10 protein-coding genes and 1 pseudogene are annotated in these 17,028 nt (G+C 71.5%); 8 read left to right on the top strand and 3 right to left on the bottom strand.

Features of this window, described 5'->3' with window-relative positions:
* Positions 1–73 precede the first annotated feature (73 nt).
* Positions 74–1,096, bottom strand: a complete 1,023-nt coding sequence (locus tag AB5J49_RS06010; protein WP_369167395.1) for a hypothetical protein — start codon at positions 1,094–1,096, stop codon at positions 74–76.
* Positions 1,093–3,351: an MMPL family transporter gene (locus tag AB5J49_RS06005; RefSeq protein WP_369175057.1), complete on the bottom strand. Its 2,259-nt coding sequence runs from the start codon at positions 3,349–3,351 to the stop codon at positions 1,093–1,095. Before AB5J49_RS06005 ends, AB5J49_RS06010 begins: the two co-directional genes overlap by 4 nt.
* A gap of 333 nt (positions 3,352–3,684) precedes the next feature.
* On the opposite strand from AB5J49_RS06005, the gene AB5J49_RS06000 reads away from it, so the two are divergent.
* The 8 genes and pseudogenes from AB5J49_RS06000 to AB5J49_RS05965 all read left to right on the top strand — a co-directional run.
* Positions 3,685–4,410, top strand: a complete 726-nt coding sequence (locus AB5J49_RS06000) for a TetR/AcrR family transcriptional regulator (protein ID WP_369167394.1) — start codon at positions 3,685–3,687, stop codon at positions 4,408–4,410.
* A 287-nt stretch (positions 4,411–4,697) separates the two neighbouring features.
* Positions 4,698–9,386: an aminotransferase class I/II-fold pyridoxal phosphate-dependent enzyme gene (locus tag AB5J49_RS05995; RefSeq protein ID WP_369167393.1), complete on the top strand. Its 4,689-nt coding sequence runs from the start codon at positions 4,698–4,700 to the stop codon at positions 9,384–9,386.
* Positions 9,387–9,492: 106 nt separating this feature from the next.
* A complete protein-coding gene (locus AB5J49_RS05990) occupies positions 9,493–10,614 on the top strand; it encodes a Gfo/Idh/MocA family protein (RefSeq protein ID WP_369167392.1) in 1,122 nt (373 codons plus the stop codon).
* Between the two features lies 1 nt (position 10,615).
* Positions 10,616–12,319, top strand: a complete 1,704-nt coding sequence (locus tag AB5J49_RS05985; RefSeq protein ID WP_369167391.1) for an acyl-CoA dehydrogenase family protein — start codon at positions 10,616–10,618, stop codon at positions 12,317–12,319.
* A gap of 210 nt (positions 12,320–12,529) precedes the next feature.
* On the top strand, positions 12,530–13,564 hold the full coding sequence (locus tag AB5J49_RS05980) for an AvrD family protein (RefSeq protein ID WP_369167390.1): 1,035 nt from the start codon (positions 12,530–12,532) through the stop codon (positions 13,562–13,564).
* Positions 13,561–14,358, top strand: coding sequence for an AAA family ATPase (locus tag AB5J49_RS05975; protein ID WP_369167389.1), 798 nt, complete (start codon positions 13,561–13,563; stop codon positions 14,356–14,358). Before AB5J49_RS05980 ends, AB5J49_RS05975 begins: the two co-directional genes overlap by 4 nt.
* Before the next feature lie 195 nt (positions 14,359–14,553).
* On the top strand, positions 14,554–15,684 hold the full coding sequence (locus AB5J49_RS05970) for an NADH:flavin oxidoreductase (protein WP_369167388.1): 1,131 nt from the start codon (positions 14,554–14,556) through the stop codon (positions 15,682–15,684).
* Between the two features lie 401 nt (positions 15,685–16,085).
* Positions 16,086–16,154: pseudogene (locus AB5J49_RS05965) on the top strand (hypothetical protein); the annotation flags it as partial.
* A gap of 125 nt (positions 16,155–16,279) precedes the next feature.
* Here AB5J49_RS05965 and AB5J49_RS05960 read toward each other — a convergent pair.
* Complete coding sequence (locus AB5J49_RS05960; protein ID WP_369167387.1) at positions 16,280–16,867, bottom strand: TetR/AcrR family transcriptional regulator; 588 nt, start codon at positions 16,865–16,867, stop codon at positions 16,280–16,282.
* Positions 16,868–17,028 lie beyond the last annotated feature (161 nt).

The following is a 17,028-nucleotide window of genomic DNA, read 5'->3' as shown; positions in this document are numbered from 1 at the left end:
AAACACCGCCACCGGGAATCAAGGTCCTGTCCGCCCGGTCCGGGGGATGCCGAAGCGGGCGGACAGGAGGAATTCACGAGGACATGTGCTCCGCCCGCTCGCGGCGAGGATGGCGGGGGCGTACCGAGGGATCGGTCGCGGGGTGGCCCACCCGGAAGAAGACCAGCGGACGCTCCCCGTCCCGGGCTCCACACAGCCGGGTCAGGTCGTCGACCGTGTCGGGACAGTCGATGACGTGGCTCTGCGGATGGACGTAGAGCCCGTCCCGGAAGAGGTCCAGCCAGAGCCGGGTCACCAGCCGGCCGGCCTCGACCTCGCTCGCCGGGTCGTCCCCCTTGCCGAGGACGACCATGACGACACCGTCGCCGCTGGTCGCGCTGGAGGACAGGACGGTGAGCAGCCGGACGAGTCCCAGCGGGCGCAGCGCCCGGTACACGGCAGGGGCGAAGAACATCCGCATGGCCGCGGCTTCGGCCTTGCTCAGGACCAGCATCACGTCGTTGAGCCCGTCCCGCCGGTAGTCGGGGTGGCGGGGGCTGAGCCTGGCCCAGGCCAGCAGTTCGGCGGCGATCCCGGCATCGCCGAAGAACCAGTGGTAGGCCCGCACGAGGAGCGGCCGGGCGGCAGCCGTGGGCACGACGGCCACCCGGAAACCGGCCGTCTCTGCGGTCTTCAGGGACCGGTCGATGACGGGCCGAGGCACCTGTTCGGGTGTCCAGGGCCCTCGCCATACGCGCCGCGCCTCGACGTCGGTCACCGAGCGGGTGCTCGGTTCGACCCACGCGTCGGGCACGATCCGCCCCACCCGGGCCGCGGTGGCGTCGTGGTCGGGCTCGAAGCGCAGGGCGATTCCGGCCTCTGCAGCGCAGATCAGCAGGGTCTCGACATAGGTCCCCAGCGACAGCCTGAGGTCCCGGTGCGAGGGGTCACTCGGGCCCAGCGCGTACTCCCTGCGCCAGCCGACCTCGATGTGGTCGGGGTGGTAGCGCAGGTCCCAGGGCTGGGTGTTGTGGGCGTTCGCGGCCCGGGCCGCGGTGACGGCGACCTCGCGAAGACGGGCGAGGGGGTACGTGGACGCGCTCTCGGTCTCGGTCACGGCCGCGATCCCGTCGTCTGAGGCTCGGGTTCGGAGGTGGGGCGCGGGGTGGGGGCCGGTGCCGGTTCCTCCTCGGCGGACTCGCTGATGCCGAACCGGCGGTGGAGTGCCTTGAGCGGGGCCGGCGCCCACCAGTTGTAGGGGCCGACGGCGCGCATGAAGGCCGGCACCAGCACGCCGCGCACCAGGACGGCGTCGATCACGATGGCGAGTCCGGTGGCCAGGCCGTACATCTTGATCAAGGAGACACCGGAGCTGAGCATGGCGAAGAAGGACACCGCGAGGATCGCCGCGGCGGCGGTGATGACGGGGCCGCTCGCGCCGAGTCCCTCGCGTACGGAGCTCTCCAGCCGGCCGGTGCGGTCGTGGCGTTCCTTGATCCGGGCGACGAGGAAGACCTCGTAGTCCATGGACAGGCCGAAGGCGATGCAGAACATCAGCACCGGCATCGACACCGCCAGCGGCGACGGCGTGAAGCCGAGCAGGCCGGACAGGTGGCCGTCGACGAAGATCCAGACGGCGACGCCGAGGATGCCGAGGAGGCTGAACGTGTTGAACACCAGTGCCTTGACGGGCATCAGCACGCTGCCGGTCAGCAGGAAGAGGAACAACAGGCTCAGCACGCTGATCAGGATGATGGCCAGGGGCAGTTTGTCCGCGATGGAGTGGGTGATGTCCACCAGCTGGGCAGCTTGACCGCCGACCAGGACCTCGCTGCCGCCGGGCGGTTCGACCGCGCGGACGTCCCGGGCCAGGTCGCCGCCCTTCTCGGAGTACGGGACCACGTCCGTCTGGACCTGGAGCCGGACCGCGCCCCCGTCCCGGAAGGCAGCGGCCGTCCGCGGATCGGGCGCGGTGATCCTGGAGCCGTCCTGGAACACGCCGGCGGCGCTGACGACCCGGGTGACGCCGGCGGTCCCAGAGAGGTCCGCGGAGTACCGCTCCAACTCGGCCTCCGTTCCCTTCCAGTTCTCGGAGACCACGTTCAGCGCGCGGTCGTCGCCGACGCCGAAGTCGTCGCGTACGGCCTCGGTGACCACACGGCTCTCGGAGCTCGTGGGCAGCACCCGCTCGTCCGGTACGCCGAACTGCGCGCCGGCGAACGGCACTGCCATGATCAGCAGCAGGGCGATCACCGGGGTGGCGAACAGGGCCGGGCGCCGGAAGGCGAGGCCCGCCATGCGGCCCCAGAAGGTCTCCGCAGCAGGGACCGACCGGGTGCGCCGACGACGGCCGAGAGCGTCGATCCTGTCGCCGAGCAGGACCAGGGACGCGGGCAGCAGGAACAGGGAGCCGAGGACGGCCCACAGCACCACCGCGATGCCCGCCAGTGCGAAGGAGCGCAGGAAGTACTGGTCGAAGACGAGCAGCGTGGCGAGGGCGGCGCCGACCACGCCACCGCTCACGGCCACCGTACGGCCGGCGGTCGCGCGGGTGATGCGCAGCGCTTCGGCGTTGCTGCGACCGGCCGCGCGTTCCTCCCGGTAACGCGTGACGATCAGCAAGCTGTAGTCGACCGACAGGCCGAGGCCGAGCGCGGTGATCAGGTTGACGGCGAAGACCGAGACGTCGGTGAAGTGCGCGGCGACGTTGACGGCGGCCAGCGCCCCGATGATGGTGAGCACGGACAGGAGCATCGGCAGCAGGGCGGCCATCAGCCCCCGGAAGACGATCACGAGCAGCAGCAGGGTGATCGGGATCGCGATGGTCTCAGCCGCGATGATGTCCTTCTCGACCTGCTTGTTCATGTCGTTGTTGATCGCGGTGATGCCGCCGAAGGACACCCGCACCGCACCGTCGGGGTCCGACAGTTCCTCGTGCAGATCGTCGGCGGTCCGCATGCTCTCGTTCTCGTCGCCGTCGACCCGGACGAGGATCAGTCCCGCGTCACCGGAGCGCAGGCTCTTGTCGCGCGTGTCGAAGTAGGAGGCGACCACCCGGGTGCCGGATGTGCCGGAGACAGTCTTGTCGATGACGTCGGCCTCGGCACGGGCCGCGGCGCCGTCTGCTCCGTCCTTGGGGTCCTCGACCAGGATGACGAGATTGGGCTGGCTGCCGGGAAAGGAGCGTTCCAGAGCCTCGGCGGCGGCCACCGAGTCGGAGTGCGGGTCGTCGAACCCGCCGGACTTCAGATTGGCCAGCACACCGGCGCTCGCGGCGCCGGCGACCAGCAGGAACAGTAATCCGGCGAGAAGCGTGAACCAGGGGCCGCGGCGGTTCTTCCTGTCGCTCCCGGACGGCACCGAAGTGACCATCACACGGGGTTCCTTTCTTCAGCTGTGCCCATGAGCCGGTCAGAAGTCGGCCCTGGGCTGAGGTCGGTCGAACGGGGAGTGGCTGCAACGGGACCGACGGCCGGACGCGGGTGAGAAGCACGGCGCTGTGCTGTGGACGCGGGCCGAGCGGCCGCCTGTCAGCCGCTGAACACGGCAAACGGGGGCGTGATGAGCACTCGTGTGGGAGAGCAGTGCTCTATCCGGAGAGCAGTGTTACAGCGAACACTGCTTCAGTGCAAGAGCACTGATCTCTCAACGAGAGCAGTGCTCTCCTACTTGGGCAGTGCTCTCGTCAGTGGCAGACTGCTCTCCATGGGTGTCATCCAGGGAGCCAAGGACAGGGCCCGCGCCGAGGTCGCCGGCGCCATCAAGGACCAGGCCCGCAAGCAGCTCGCCGCCGAGGGCGCGGCGCGACTCTCGCTGCGTGCGGTCGCACGCGAGCTGGGGATGGTCTCGTCGGCGCTCTACCGATACTTCCCGAGCCGGGACGATCTGCTCACGGCGCTCATCGTCGACGCGTACGACGCCATCGGCGAGGTCGCGGAGTCCGCCCTCGCCAAGGCCGGGGCCGCGGATCCGCTGCATGCATGGGGTGAGGTCTGCCGCGCCGTGCGTGGCTGGGCGCTGGATCATCCGCACGAGTACGCGCTGATCTACGGTTCGCCCGTGCCCGGCTACGCCGCCCCGCAGGACACCGTGGCCCCGGCCTCCCGGGTCGCCCTGGTCCTGCTCGCGGTGGCGGAGGCCGCCCATGAGGCCGGCGTCCTCACCGAGCCGGACCTTCCGGCGGCGGACTGCGACTCGGTCGTCGCCGAGGACGTCCGCCGACTGCTCGAACAGCCCGACCGCACCCTTCCGGCAGCGGTCGCGCCGCGGCTGGCCGCCGCCTGGGCGCAGCTCTTCGGCCTGATCAGTTTCGAGGTGTTCGGGCAGTTCAACCGGGTGATCGACGACCGTGACACCCTCTTCGAGAAGACGGTCGTCGTGCTGGCCCATCAGGTCGGTCTGCGCTCCACGGGGTCCGGCGCCGGGATCTGACCTTCGCGCGGGGAAGGCGAGTTCCTCTTTCCTTCACCGCCCCGGATCGCTTTCTCACCTGTCGGCAATCTTCCATTCGACTGGAATCTGATCTTTCCCTCATTCCACAGGTGTCTCACAGGTTTCCTTTTCACTGGTTGAGAAGGCGGCTTGCGCACGCTCCGCAACCGAGGTCAAGCTCTCTGTCGTCGGCGCCATTGGCGGGCACATGCACTTCGCCGCCCGCAATGCCTGGCGTCGAGCCATTTTCGCAATCGATGCGGATCGAGGTAGCGTCCGTGGCTGGTATGGCTATTGTCGGCATGTCGTGCCGATTTCCCGGAGCCGCCAATGTCGGCGAGTTCTGGAAACTCCTGGTGAATGCCGAGCCGCAGTTCTCGGCGGTCCCCGCGAATCGCTGGGACCACTCCGCCTACTATCGGCCGGGCGATTTCAGGGAACCGCACGGTGTCTACACCGACCAGGTCGCGTTCCTGCCGGAGGTCGACCGGTTCGCGCCCGCCCATTACGGCATTCCGCCCCGCCGGGCCCGCACGATGGACCCGCAGGCGAAGCTGTTCGTGGACCTTGCGCGGGAGGCGCTCCAGGACGCCGGCTGGGAGCGCAGCGGGTTCGACCGGGCCCGAACGGGTGTCTTCGCCGGGGTGACCTCGCTCGACCACCGGGACATCAGTGTGTCCCGCATCACCGCGAACCTGCTGGCGGACGGCTCGTTCCACGACGGTGAGAGCGACCCGGAGCTGCTGGCCCGGCTGCACGAGGCGACCGATTCCTCCCTGATGCCCATGAACTCCTTCACCATTCCCGGGGCTTTGGCCAACATGGTCCCCTGCACGGTGAGCGAGGTCCTCGACCTGGGCGGCCCCTCCGTCTCCCTGGACGCGGCCTGCTCCTCTGCACTCGTGGCGCTGGACGCGGCGGTGCGGAGCCTGCGCTCGGGCGCCTGTTCCATCGCTCTCGTGGGCGGCGTGTACATCAGTCTGTCGCCGACGCCCCTGGTCGGTTTCGCCCGGTCCGGCGCGCTGTCCCGCCAGGGTGTGTGCCGGCCGTTCGACGAGCGTGCCGACGGATTCGTGCTCGGCGAGGGCGGGGCGACCCTGGTGCTTCGCCCGGTGGAGGACGCCCTCGCGGCCGGCGACCGCATCTACGCCGTCATCACCGGCGTCGGGTCCGCCAACGACGGCCGGGGCGGCGGTCCGATGACCCCGCAGGCCCAGGGGCAGCTCGCCGCCCTGCGCGCCGCCTACCGGGACGCCGGGATCGCTCCGGGGCAGATCGACCTGCTGGAGGCGCACGGCACGGGCACGCCCGTCGGCGACCGGACCGAGATCGAGGCGATCGGGCTGCTGCGCTCCGAGTCGGGCTCCTCCGAGCCGTGCTACGTCTCCTCCTCCAAGGCGCTGATCGGGCACACGCTGTCCGCGGCCGGGGCGGCGGGACTGGTGAAGGCGGCGCTCGCCGTCCACCACGGCGTCGTACCGCCGCAGCCCGCGGAGATCCAGGTCAACGGCACGCTGGACCTCGGCGCGTCGGACCTGCGTCTCACCACGACCGCACAGGAGTGGCCGCATGACGGCCTGCGCCGGGCGGGGGTCAGCTCGTTCGGCTTCGGCGGGACGAACGTGCACGCCGTCCTGGAAGGCGCTCCGGCAGCTGTGCCCGCGCAGGCAGGAGAGGGCCGACTGCCGGCCGAGCCCTGGCTGTTCCTGTTCTCCGCCGGGTCCGTCCCGGATCTCGCCCGGCATGCCGAGGATGTCCGCAGGTCGGTTGCCGCGGACCCGGAGGCCACACCCGCCGAGGTGGCCCACACCCTGGCCCGTCGTGATCTGCTCACCGCCCGCCTCGCGTTCGTCGCCGCGACCCGAGAGGAACTGCTCGACCGGCTCCAGGTCGCCGCAGGGCGGTTGGCGGACGGGGCGCTCGGGGAGCTGGCGCCCGGCATCCACGCGGCGGCGCGGCCACTGCCCGCCGAGGAGCGCCGCATCGCCTTCGCCTTCCCGGGCCAGGGCTCGCAGCGTCCCGGCATGCTCGCGGACCTCGTCCGTCGGTTCCCCTCGCTGGCGGGGCGCGCGGCCGAGCTGGCCGCCGTGACCGCCGAGGAGTCCGAGACGGTGCCGCAGGCGCTGCCCCGGCTGCTGTGGGAATCGCACGACGCCGACGACAGCGATGCGCAGGCCGCCCTGATGGTGACCGACATGTGCCAGCCGGCGCTGGGCATTACGGGTGCGGGCACTGTCGAACTCCTCGCCGCCTGCGGAATCCGGCCCGATGTCGCGGTCGGCCACAGCGTCGGTGAGTTCCCCGCCGCGGTCGCGGCCGGGGCGTTCGCCGCCCCTGATGCTGTCAGGTTCATGACACGCAGGGGTGCGGCGCTGGCTACGGCCGTACCGGCCGGAACCGGCGCCATGCTCGCCGTACAGGCGCCCCTCGCCGAGGCCGAGCGGCTGGCCCAAGCCGTGGACGGGGTCTGGCCCGCCTGCTACAACCACGAGGGCCAGCTCGTGTTCAGCGGCAGCGCCGAGACCGTGGAGGCGTTGCGTGCCCACTGCGCGGAACAGGGCGTCGCCGCGGTCCGGCTGCGGGTCTCGCACGCCTTCCACTCGCCCCTGGTCGCGGCGGCCGACGAGGCGATGGCCGAGACCATCGCGGGCCTACCGCTGACCGAACCCACCCGCACCTTCATCTCCGGCGTCAGCGGCCAGGAGTGCCGGGAACCGCAGGAGATCAAGCATCTGTGGTCCCGCCACAACACCGCCCCCGTACGGTTCACCGACGCCGTGCGATCGGTGGCCGCGACAGGCGCCCGCTTCCTCGTACAGGTTTACGGCGGCGACACCCTGCTGCGCATGGCCGGACGCAGCGAGGCCGGCGCGGATCTGCAACTGGTTCCGCTGACGACGGGCCGGTCGGACGACGGCCGCGCCTTCCTCACCGCGCTCGGCCGGCTCGCCGTGGCCGGGGCGCCGTTGGACCCGGCCGTGCTCCTCCCCGCAGCGGGCGGCCGGCTGCTGTCCCTTCCGCCGTCCCCCCTGGAGACGTCGGTGTACACCGTCCGTACCGGCACGGGCCGTACCAAGCGGCGCGTGGTGATCCCGAGCCCCGCCGCGACGACGGCGACGACGGCGACCGAACCGTCCGGCACCCGCGTCCCCGAGCCGAGCCTTCGCACGGTCATTCCCTCCCCCCTTGCCACCTCCCCGATCGGAGAGCCGAGGATGAGCGGTCTCATCGAGTTCCTGCACGCCCAGGTGTCCCTGCTCCAGTCCTTCGACCCGGCCGGCCGGAACCTGCCGTCGGCGGCCGTCCACACGATCGCCGCGCCCGTCGGGGAACGGATCGAGGAGAGGCTGCCCGAGGCCGCGCATGCGGGACCGGCACCTCAGATGGCGTCCGTCGAGCCCCCCGCGGCACCGGTCGTGGCCGGCTCCGACGAGGTGCGGGCGGCGGTGTATGCCGGGATAGCCAAGGTCAGCGCCTACCCCGAGGAATTCCTGCGCCCCGAGCAGGTCTTCGCCACCGACCTCGGGTTCGACTCGATCATGCTGGCGGAGCTGGCCACCCGGCTGCGCAGCAAGTGGCCGGACCTTCAGGTGAAGGCCGCGGAGATGATGGACATCGCCACGATCGGCGATCTGGTCACGACCATCGAGGACCGCCTCGGCGTGCAGCCCATGGCACGGATTCCCGCGCCGCGGACACCGGTCGCACCGCAGGCGTCCGAGAACAGCCCCGCCGCACCCGCCGGGCGATCCCGTACGGCCGCAGACCGTCGCGAGGCCGCCGACGTCCGGGTGTTCCCGGAGGTCCTCGCCTCACTGGAGCGTAAGCGCACGATCGAGGCATCCGGCGTCGTCAACCCGTACTTCCTGCCGCACGAGGGCACCATCCGGGACACCACCCGGGTCGGTGAGCGCGAGCTGATCTCGTTCTCCAGCTACAACTACCTGGGTCTGTCGGGGCATCCGGAGGTCGCCGCGGCGATCCAGGACGCCGTCGAGCGCTACGGCTCCTCGGTGTCCGCCGCCCGCATCCTCTCCGGCAACCGCCCGCTGCACGAGGAACTCGACCGGGGCCTTGCCGAACTCGTCGGCGCCCAGGACGCCGTGAGCCTGGTCAGCGGGCACGCCACCAACGTCACGGTCATCGGGCACCTGATGGGACCCGAGGACCTGATCCTGCACGACTCCCTCGCGCACGACAGCATCATCCAGGGCTGCCGCCAGTCGGGCGCCGCCCGGCAGCCCTTCCCGCACAACGACCTCGTGGCCCTCGACCGCATCCTCAGCCATGTGCGGGAGAACTACCGGCGGGTGCTGGTCGTGGTGGAGGGCGTGTACAGCATGGACGGCGACACCTCCGACCTGCCCGCACTCATCGCCGTCAAGCAGAAGCACGATGCCCTGCTCATGGTGGACGAGGCCCACAGCATCGGCGTCATGGGCAAGACCGGCGGCGGCATGGCCCAGTTCTCCGGGGTCAACCCGGACGACGTGGACGTGTGGATGGGCACCCTGTCCAAGTCGCTGGCCAGCTGCGGCGGTTACGTGGCCGGGCGACGGGAGCTGATCGAGCACTTCCGGTACACCCTGCCGGGCTTCGTCTTCAGCGCGGGCCTGCCCCCGGCGTCCACCGCGGCCGCGCTCACCGCGCTGCGGCTGATCCGCGAGGAGCCCGAGCGGGTCACCCGACTGCACGACAACGCGGCGCTGTTCCTGCGGCTCGCGGCTGAGGCGGGCGTCGACGTGGGCACCAGCGAGGGCACCCCGGTCGTGCCCGCGATCACCGGCGACTCCGACAAGGCGCTCCGCCTCGCCGACCGCCTCTACGCCCGCGGTGTCAGCGCCAACCCGATCCTGCACCCGGCGGTGGAGGAGCGCCTCGCCCGGCTGCGGTTCTTCATCACCTCCGAGCACACGGAGGAGCAGATCACCACCGCGGTCCGCATCCTCGGCGAGGAACTGGCCGCGCTCTCCTGACCCACCCCGAACGGCACCGGGGCGGGGCCGGCCGATTCCCCCGCCGTCGGCTCCGCCCCGGTGCACCCCCTCACTCCGTTCCGTCCCCCAGACGAGGGAAGAAGCCATGAGCGAACCGATCCGCGTAGGCGTCATCGGCGCCGGCACCGAGCGGGGCTGGGCCAGGATGTCGCACCTGCCGGCCCTGACCGCCCTGCCGGACTACGAGATCACGGCGGTCGCCACCACCCGCTCCGGCAGCGCCCGCCGTGCCGCCGAACACTACGGAGCCGCCCACGCCTTCACCGACCCGGCCCGACTGAGCGGCCACCCCGACGTGGACCTGGTCGTCGTCGCGGTGAAGACGCCGGACCATGCCGAGCTCGTCCTGCCGGCCCTGGATGCGGGAAAGCACGTCTACTGCGAGTGGCCGCTCGCGCGCACCACCAAGGAGGCCGAGGTGATGGCCGCGGCCGCCGGGAAGGCCGGCGTCCACCACGCGGTCGGCCTCCAGGCCCGGCACGCGCCCGCGGTCCGCCACGCCCGCCGGCTGCTCAGCTCCGGCGCCATCGGCCGGGTCACCGGGGTGAACGTGTATGCCGCGCGGGCCAAGGGAGCGGGCGGCACCGTCACCTCCGACTCCGTGTACACGCTCGACCGGCGCAACGGCGCCGGGACCCTGGAGGTCGCCGGCGGGCACACGCTGGATCTGCTGGAGTTCCTGTGCGGGGCCATCGGCCGGCTCTCGGCCTCCCTGTCCGTCCAGCAGCCCAGGCTGACCGTCTCCGACACCGCCGAGAGCGTCGGCGCCACCACCGCCGACCACATCCTCATCGGCGGGTTCCTGGTCACCGGCGTCCCCGTGTCGGTGCACATCCACGACGGCAAAGCCGGCCACGCCCGCACCCGCTTCGAGTTCTCCGGCACCCGCGGCAGTCTCGCCCTCGTCTCCGAGGGGCCCGCCGCGGGACACGGCATCCAGGTCAGCGACATCCGCCTGTACGGGGCGGAGGATGGCGCCGCGGACGGTCGGCAGGAAGTGCCCATCCCGCCGACGTGCCGTACGGCGGTGGACGTACCCGACACCGCCGTACGCAACGTGGCGGAGCTGTACACCGCGCTGGCCCGGGACATCCGGACCGGCTCGCGCACCGTGCCCGACTTCGAGACCGCTTTGGGACTGCACCTGCTCCTCGACACGGTCCGGTCCGCCGACCAGACCGCCGCGAGCCAGGTCCGGGAGGCATGAGATGACCGTCCAGGTTTCCACGGAGCGCCCTGTGACGGGTGCCGCGCCGACCTTCCTGACCGCCCTGACCAGCGGCCGCCCGGCGTTCGACGCCTGGCGCGGCTCATCCCTGTCGCAGAGCGCCGAACAGCCGGCGGAGGTGGCACGGCTCCTGGCCTTCCTCGACACCGAGGCCGACCCGGACGCCGTCGACCGGGAAGGAGAGATCCCCCCGTTCCTGATCGCGCGCCTGAGGGACCTCGGCGCCTTCCGGCTGGCGGCGGGCAAGGACCTCGGCGGGCTCGCGCTGTCGCCGTACGAGGTCTTCCGGGCCGTCGAGGCGGTCGCCTCCCGGTCCACCGCGATCGGATTCATGCTCGCCGTCCACAACGGCATCGGGGTGGGCACGTCGCTGCTGCCGACACTGCCGCACGGCTCACTGCGCGACCTGATCCGGCGCCGTACCGCCGAAGGCATGATCTCCGGCTTCGCGGACTCGGAGCCCGCCGGACAGGGCAACCAGTGGCCGGCGACCACCGCGGACCCGACTCTCGACGGCTCGGCGTATGTGCTCAGCGGCGACAAGCTGTTCATCAGCAACGGACCCGTCGCCGACCTGCTGGGCGTCACCGTGACCGTACGGGAGGAGGACGGCCCCCGAGTCGGCCTGGCCGTAGTGGACACGCGGGCCCCCGGCTTCGAGGTACGGGCCGGACTGGAATACCTGGGTGTACGGGGGCTGCCCAACGGTTGGCTGCGCCTGAACGGGGTGACCATACCCAGGGACCATGTGGTGACGGTTCCGCACGGCGACCCCCGGCACACCCCCCGGCTGATGTCGGCCGTCCTGACCGCCCGGATGCTCATCCAGGCGGCCCCGGCACTCGCCATCGCCCGCAACTGCCTGCGCTGGTCACGGGAGTTCGTGGCACGTCGGCGCATCGACGGCATCGGCCTGGGGGAGTACGACCTCATCCAGCGCACGCTCGCGGCCAACGCGGCAGACGTACGCGCCATGGACGCGGTGGTCCGCTGGAGCCTGGGCTCCCCGGCACCCGACGACCGCTGGCTCGAACGCATGATCGCCCGCAACCTCTGCACCGAGGCGTGCACCCGGGTCGTGGACCGCACGGTCTCGCTCCTGGGCGGCGAAGGGCTGGAGACCGTCCGCTCGAAACGCCGGCGCGGGGCACTGCCCGTACCGCTGGAGCGGGCGTTCCGGGATGCCAGGATGCTGCGGACGGCCGGCGGTGTCGACGACCTGGTCGACCTGCAGACAGGCCGGGCCCTCCTCGCGCACACCGCGGACGCGCCCCCGCCCGCCGCCGCACACGACGCCTCCTCGGGCGCCTTCGCGGCCACCGAGAACTTCTCCGCGCGCAACGCCGGTCACCTGCGGACCCTGCACGAGGACCTGGCCCGCTTCCCGGCCGCCTGCCGTGAGGTCGCCGCCCTCGTGGCGGGGGAGAAGGAGCGGCCCGCCCAGCAGTTTCCGCTGCTGCTGCTCGGCCGGATCGCCCGCGAACTGTTCGGCACGGCGGCGGTCCTCGCCGCGGCCGAGGGCGACGGGCACCAGCGGCTCACGGACGTTCACTGCACGGCCGCACGGTTCCGGCTGCGCGACCTGTGGGCGCGCCTCGACGCCCCGGACCACCCGGACCACGCCGGCATCGCCCGTGCGGTGCTCTCCCGGGACCGGCACATGGACGACCTGCTCGGCCTGTGATCCCGCCCGTCGACCCGACAGGAAGCCCGACATGCACGCCGCCACTGCACGCCCGTCCCTTCCACGTCCGTCCCTGCCACGCCCGCCCGCGGCTCCCGCACCGACAGCCCCGGCCACGCCCCTGCTCTCCTCCTACGAGATGTTCCACGAGCTCATGGCTGCTCCTTGGACGAGCCGTCGGCCCGCGCGGATCGCCCCTACGAGTCGGTCGTGACGGACCCGAGGGGGACCCGGCTGGTCGTCCCCGAAATCGACGACTATCTCGGCCCCGGTGAGCGCCGCTACTTCGGCGGCGGCTTCCGGCGCGTGCGGCAGCGGCTGGCGGCCATCAGTGTCGTCGGGCGGGCCGAGTTCACCGAGGTGACCGCCCGTGCGTCCGTGAGCTACCCGTCCGACTGGTCCGCGAAGGGCACCGGCACCGCACTAGTCCCCCACCTCAGCAGCGTCGACGCCCTGGTGCTGGGAGCGCAGCTGGCCGAGATCCTGATCGGCCACGCCTACCGTCTCGACGCCGGTGCCCGCTCGCGGATGTGGCTGCGGAGCGTCCGGATGCGGGCCGGTGCCCATCCGCATGAGGACCTCGACCGCCTCGCCGTGCACGGCGTCGCCCGTCCCGCCGAGTCGGTGCACGTCATGGAGGGCCTGCGCGCCTCCCCGATCCGGTCCCGCATCGGCTCGATGGAGGTCTGGTGCGAGGTCCAGCACGAGGTGTCAGGCGGATACCGGCCCGACGGCGCGCAGACGCGCCACGCGAGTGCCGAGGAGACCCTGCGGGAGCCGCACCGGCGGTACTTCGCCGAGCTGTTCCGACACCGCGGCCAGCACGTCACGGGCCTCAGCGTCGACCGGGAGGCCGCACGGGTGGACGCCACCGCCCACATCACGCCCGCACTCGGCGAAAGCCCCCTGCGCTCCACCGGCCTCGAGGCGGCCTACGCGCCCAGCGTGTCCATGATCGACGCGATCACCGTCATGGGCCAGCTCGCCCAGGTCCTGCTGTACGAGATCGACGGCATCGATCGCGGCGCCAGCGACACCCTCTGGCTGCGCCACGCGGCCCTGTCCACGCGTCTGCCGCTGCGCCCGCTGGATCACGCGTTCCCCGTGCACGCGCGGATCGAGGACACCCGCGTGCTGTCCATCGCCGACGACACCTGGCGGGTCTGCGATCTCGGCTACGCGTTCCACGGCATCACCGGAGGCTTCTCCGTGGCACACCGACTACCGAACCGAGGGCTGCGATGACGACGACCGGGTTCACCCCCACGACAGCCGTGCCGAGCAGGACGGGCAGGACGGGCAGGACGGGCAGGACGGGCAGGACGGGCAGGACGGGCAGGACGGGCAGGAAGAGACTGGCCGTCTCCGGCACGTACAGCACGGGCAAGACCACGACGACCATCGCTCTCTCCCACCTCACGGGAATTCCGCGCACCCACGCCCGGACCATGCGCGAGATCCTCGCCGACGTGCTGCCGGACAAGCGCCTGGAGGAGTGCACGGCGTCCGAGCTGATCCAGCTCGGCATCCGCCGGTTCGCCGAGCGCGCCGTGCACGAGTCCCACCTCGCCGACGGCTTCCTCTCCGACGGCTCGTCGCTGCACGAGTGGGTCTACGGCAAGGTCCGCGTCCGCGCCGGGCTCCATCCCACCGACGGCTACGAGGCGGGTGAGGCGGCCCCGGACTTCTACGAGGAGGTGATCGACGGCATGGGTGCGGTGCTGAAGGATCACGCGCGGCGGTCCTACGACGTCTTCATCCATCTGCCGGTGGAGTTCGACCTGGTCGCCGATGGGCACCGGCCGGTCTCCGAGCGGTTCCGGGAGATGTCCGACGAGCTGCTGCGCGGCACGCTCGACGAGCTCCGGATCCCGTACCACGTGGTCGGCGGCACCGTCGAACAGCGGCTCGCCACCATCGTCGACATCTTCGGACTGCCCGCGTTGATGAGCCTGCAGCATGCCGTGGAACTGGCTCGCAGCGAGACGGCCGCCGGCTACCGGTTGGTCTCGACTGCTGCCGCGCGCCGCTCCGTGTGACAGTGCGATGAGCTGCCGAGCCCTGCCGGTAGCCGGCGGTGCACGGAAACCGCCTGCGGTGATCCTCCCGGCCCGAGTGCACCGGCTTGCCACCGTCCCTGAGCCCCTTGCCCCGCATGCATGAGCGCGCAGCTGACGACGGGGCTTGCACACAGCCACAGCACCCCCTGACCCGACAACTCCGAGGGAGCCCCCATGCCCGGCACCACCAGTCCGGCTGCTGCCCGAACCGCCGTCCCCGTGCCCGCTTCCGTACCCGCGGTGGCGCCGCTGTTCCGCCCTTTCACGGTGGGCGGGCTGAGCCTGCCCAACCGGATCGCCATGGCGCCGATGACCCGGAACTTCTCGCCGAACGGCGTGCCCGGTCCTGAGGTCGCCGAGTACTACGCGCGACGGGCCCGGGGCGGCGTCGGCCTCATCGTCACCGAAGGGACGGTCGTGGGCCACGCCGCCGCTGCCCCGGCCACCACCGTGCCCCGCTTCCACGGCGAGGACGCCCTCGCGGGCTGGGCCGGCGTCGTGGCTGCCGTGCACGCGGCGGGCGGCCAAATCATCCCGCAGCTGTGGCACGCCGGCCTGGAACGCAAGGGCGACGGCGTACCCGATCCGCAGGTGCCCGCCGCAGGGCCGGCCACGCTCTCCGAGTCCGACATCGCCGAGGTGGTCGCCGCCTTCGGCCGGGCCGCCGCGGACGCCAAACGACTGGGCTTCGACGGTCTTGAACTGCACGGCGGACACGGTTACCTGATCGACCAGTTTCTTCGTCCCGAGTCGAACACCCGCACCGATGGATACGGCGGTGACCTCGGAGGCCGCACCCGGTTCGCCGCCGAGGTGGTGGCAGCGTGCCGGGCAGCGGCGGGGTACGACTTCCCGATCTTCCTGCGGATCTCCCAGTGGACCGTCGGCGACTTCGGCGCTCGGCTGGCGACCACGCCCGACGAGCTGGAACTGCTGCTGGGCCCGCTGATCGAGGCGGGTGCCGATGTCATCGACTGCTCCACCAGGCGCTTCTGGCTGCCGGAGTTCGCCGGTTCCGAACTCTCCCTCGCGGGCTGGGTGAAGAAGCTGACCGGCCTGCCGACGGTCGCCGTCGGTTCGGTCGGGCTCGACGACAGCGAGTTCCAGAGCGCCCTCATCGAGGGCAAGGGCGCGGCGAACGGTTCCCTGGACCGCCTGGTCGAACTGATGGAACGGGACGAGTTCGACCTCGTGGCCGTCGGGCGCCTGCTGCTCTCGGACCCGGAATGGGTGGCCAAGATCCGCGAGGGCCGCCACGCCGAGCTGCGCCCGTTCTCGGCCGAGGCCCTGCTGAGCCTGGTCTGAGGCGGTTCCGGACGGGTCGTTTGCGGCCGGGCCAGGAATCCTGCGGTGCACAGGGTCTTCACAAGTGAACGGCTGTGAAGACCCTTCCCGCATGCCGTCAGATCGGCCCGTCGGCCCGGCCGAACGGTTCCCGAGCCGCCGTCGTGCAGCCGGCGCGCAGCGCCCGCGTCCGAGCCGCCGGCCGGCAGGGGGCCCCGCCCGGGCCAGGCTGCGCGCCGGGTACAGGCGTGCGTACCGCGCCGGCCCGATGCACGGCCGCAGTGAGTCGCCGGTGAAGGCCGACGGCATCGCCCACTTCGTGATGTCGATGCACAAGGAGAACGGCAGCGACTGCAACCCGGCAGCGACTGCAACCAGGCCCGTGCCGTGGTCGCCGTCTCCGACACCAGCCTCACCGGCAGTTGGACCCCCTGGCCGCTACGGAGAACGAACCCTTCGCCGGCCGCAACAACGTCACCTTCCCCGGCGGCGCCTGGACGGAGGACATCAGTCACGGCGAGATGGTCCGCGACGGCAACTACCTCACCCGCCCACCCCGCCGGGGACCCACCCGGCGGGGTGTCGGCTTGGTCGCCGGTTCAGCTACCCGGTCACCTCAGGCCATGGCGAGGACGGCCGAGACCAAGGCCCGCAGGCAGACCCTTTCGGCTTCCTCGTCCGGCAGCGAGAGGTGCTGCATCGTCAGCCCGTCGAAGCCGGCGAGGAAGAACCTCGCGATCGTCTCGGCGGGCTGGGCCAACTGGTGGCCGGTACGTTCGGCGGCCTCGCTGATCAGCTGCGCCGTTACTGCCGTGATGTTGCGGTAGTGGCTCTGCAGTGCCTCCTTGAGCCGGGGCGTACGCAGGGCGAACATGGCCAGCTCGTTGAGGATCTGGTGCGACGCGGGCTGTTGCAGCACGGTGTGCCAAAGGGCCTCGGCGAGTGTGACGACGGTCTTCTCGAAGCTCGCGTCCGTGGGCGCGGTCTGCTCCACCTGGGCGACCAGGTCCTCGGTGAGCTGCTCCATGACGGCCCGGTAGAGGTCTTCCTTCGTGCCGAACGTGTAGTGCACGGTCGCCTGTGCCACACCCAGCTCGGCGGCGATGGCGCGAGTGCTGCCCGCGGCGAGGCCTTCCCTGGTCATCAGGTCGATGGCGGCCTTGATCAGTTGTGGGCGGCGCTCTGCCGCGGATACATGAGCCATTGCTGCATCCTATGCGACTCAGTCTTGTGAACAGGTCGCCCGACAAGATCGCTGCTACCGAGGTCAGCCGCTCTGAGGCTTCGGCCCCGGCGCCCGCTCTCGCTCCCGCGGACGTGTTCAGGTCTCCGATCGTTCCATCACTCGACTGTGTCGACCAACAC

It is taken from the genome of Streptomyces sp. R28, from assembly GCF_041052385.1.
In the GTDB taxonomy this organism is placed as follows: domain Bacteria; phylum Actinomycetota; class Actinomycetes; order Streptomycetales; family Streptomycetaceae; genus Streptomyces.
The sequence above is the reverse complement of the archived record's forward strand: the minus strand, read 5'-3'. Positions and strand labels throughout refer to the sequence as shown.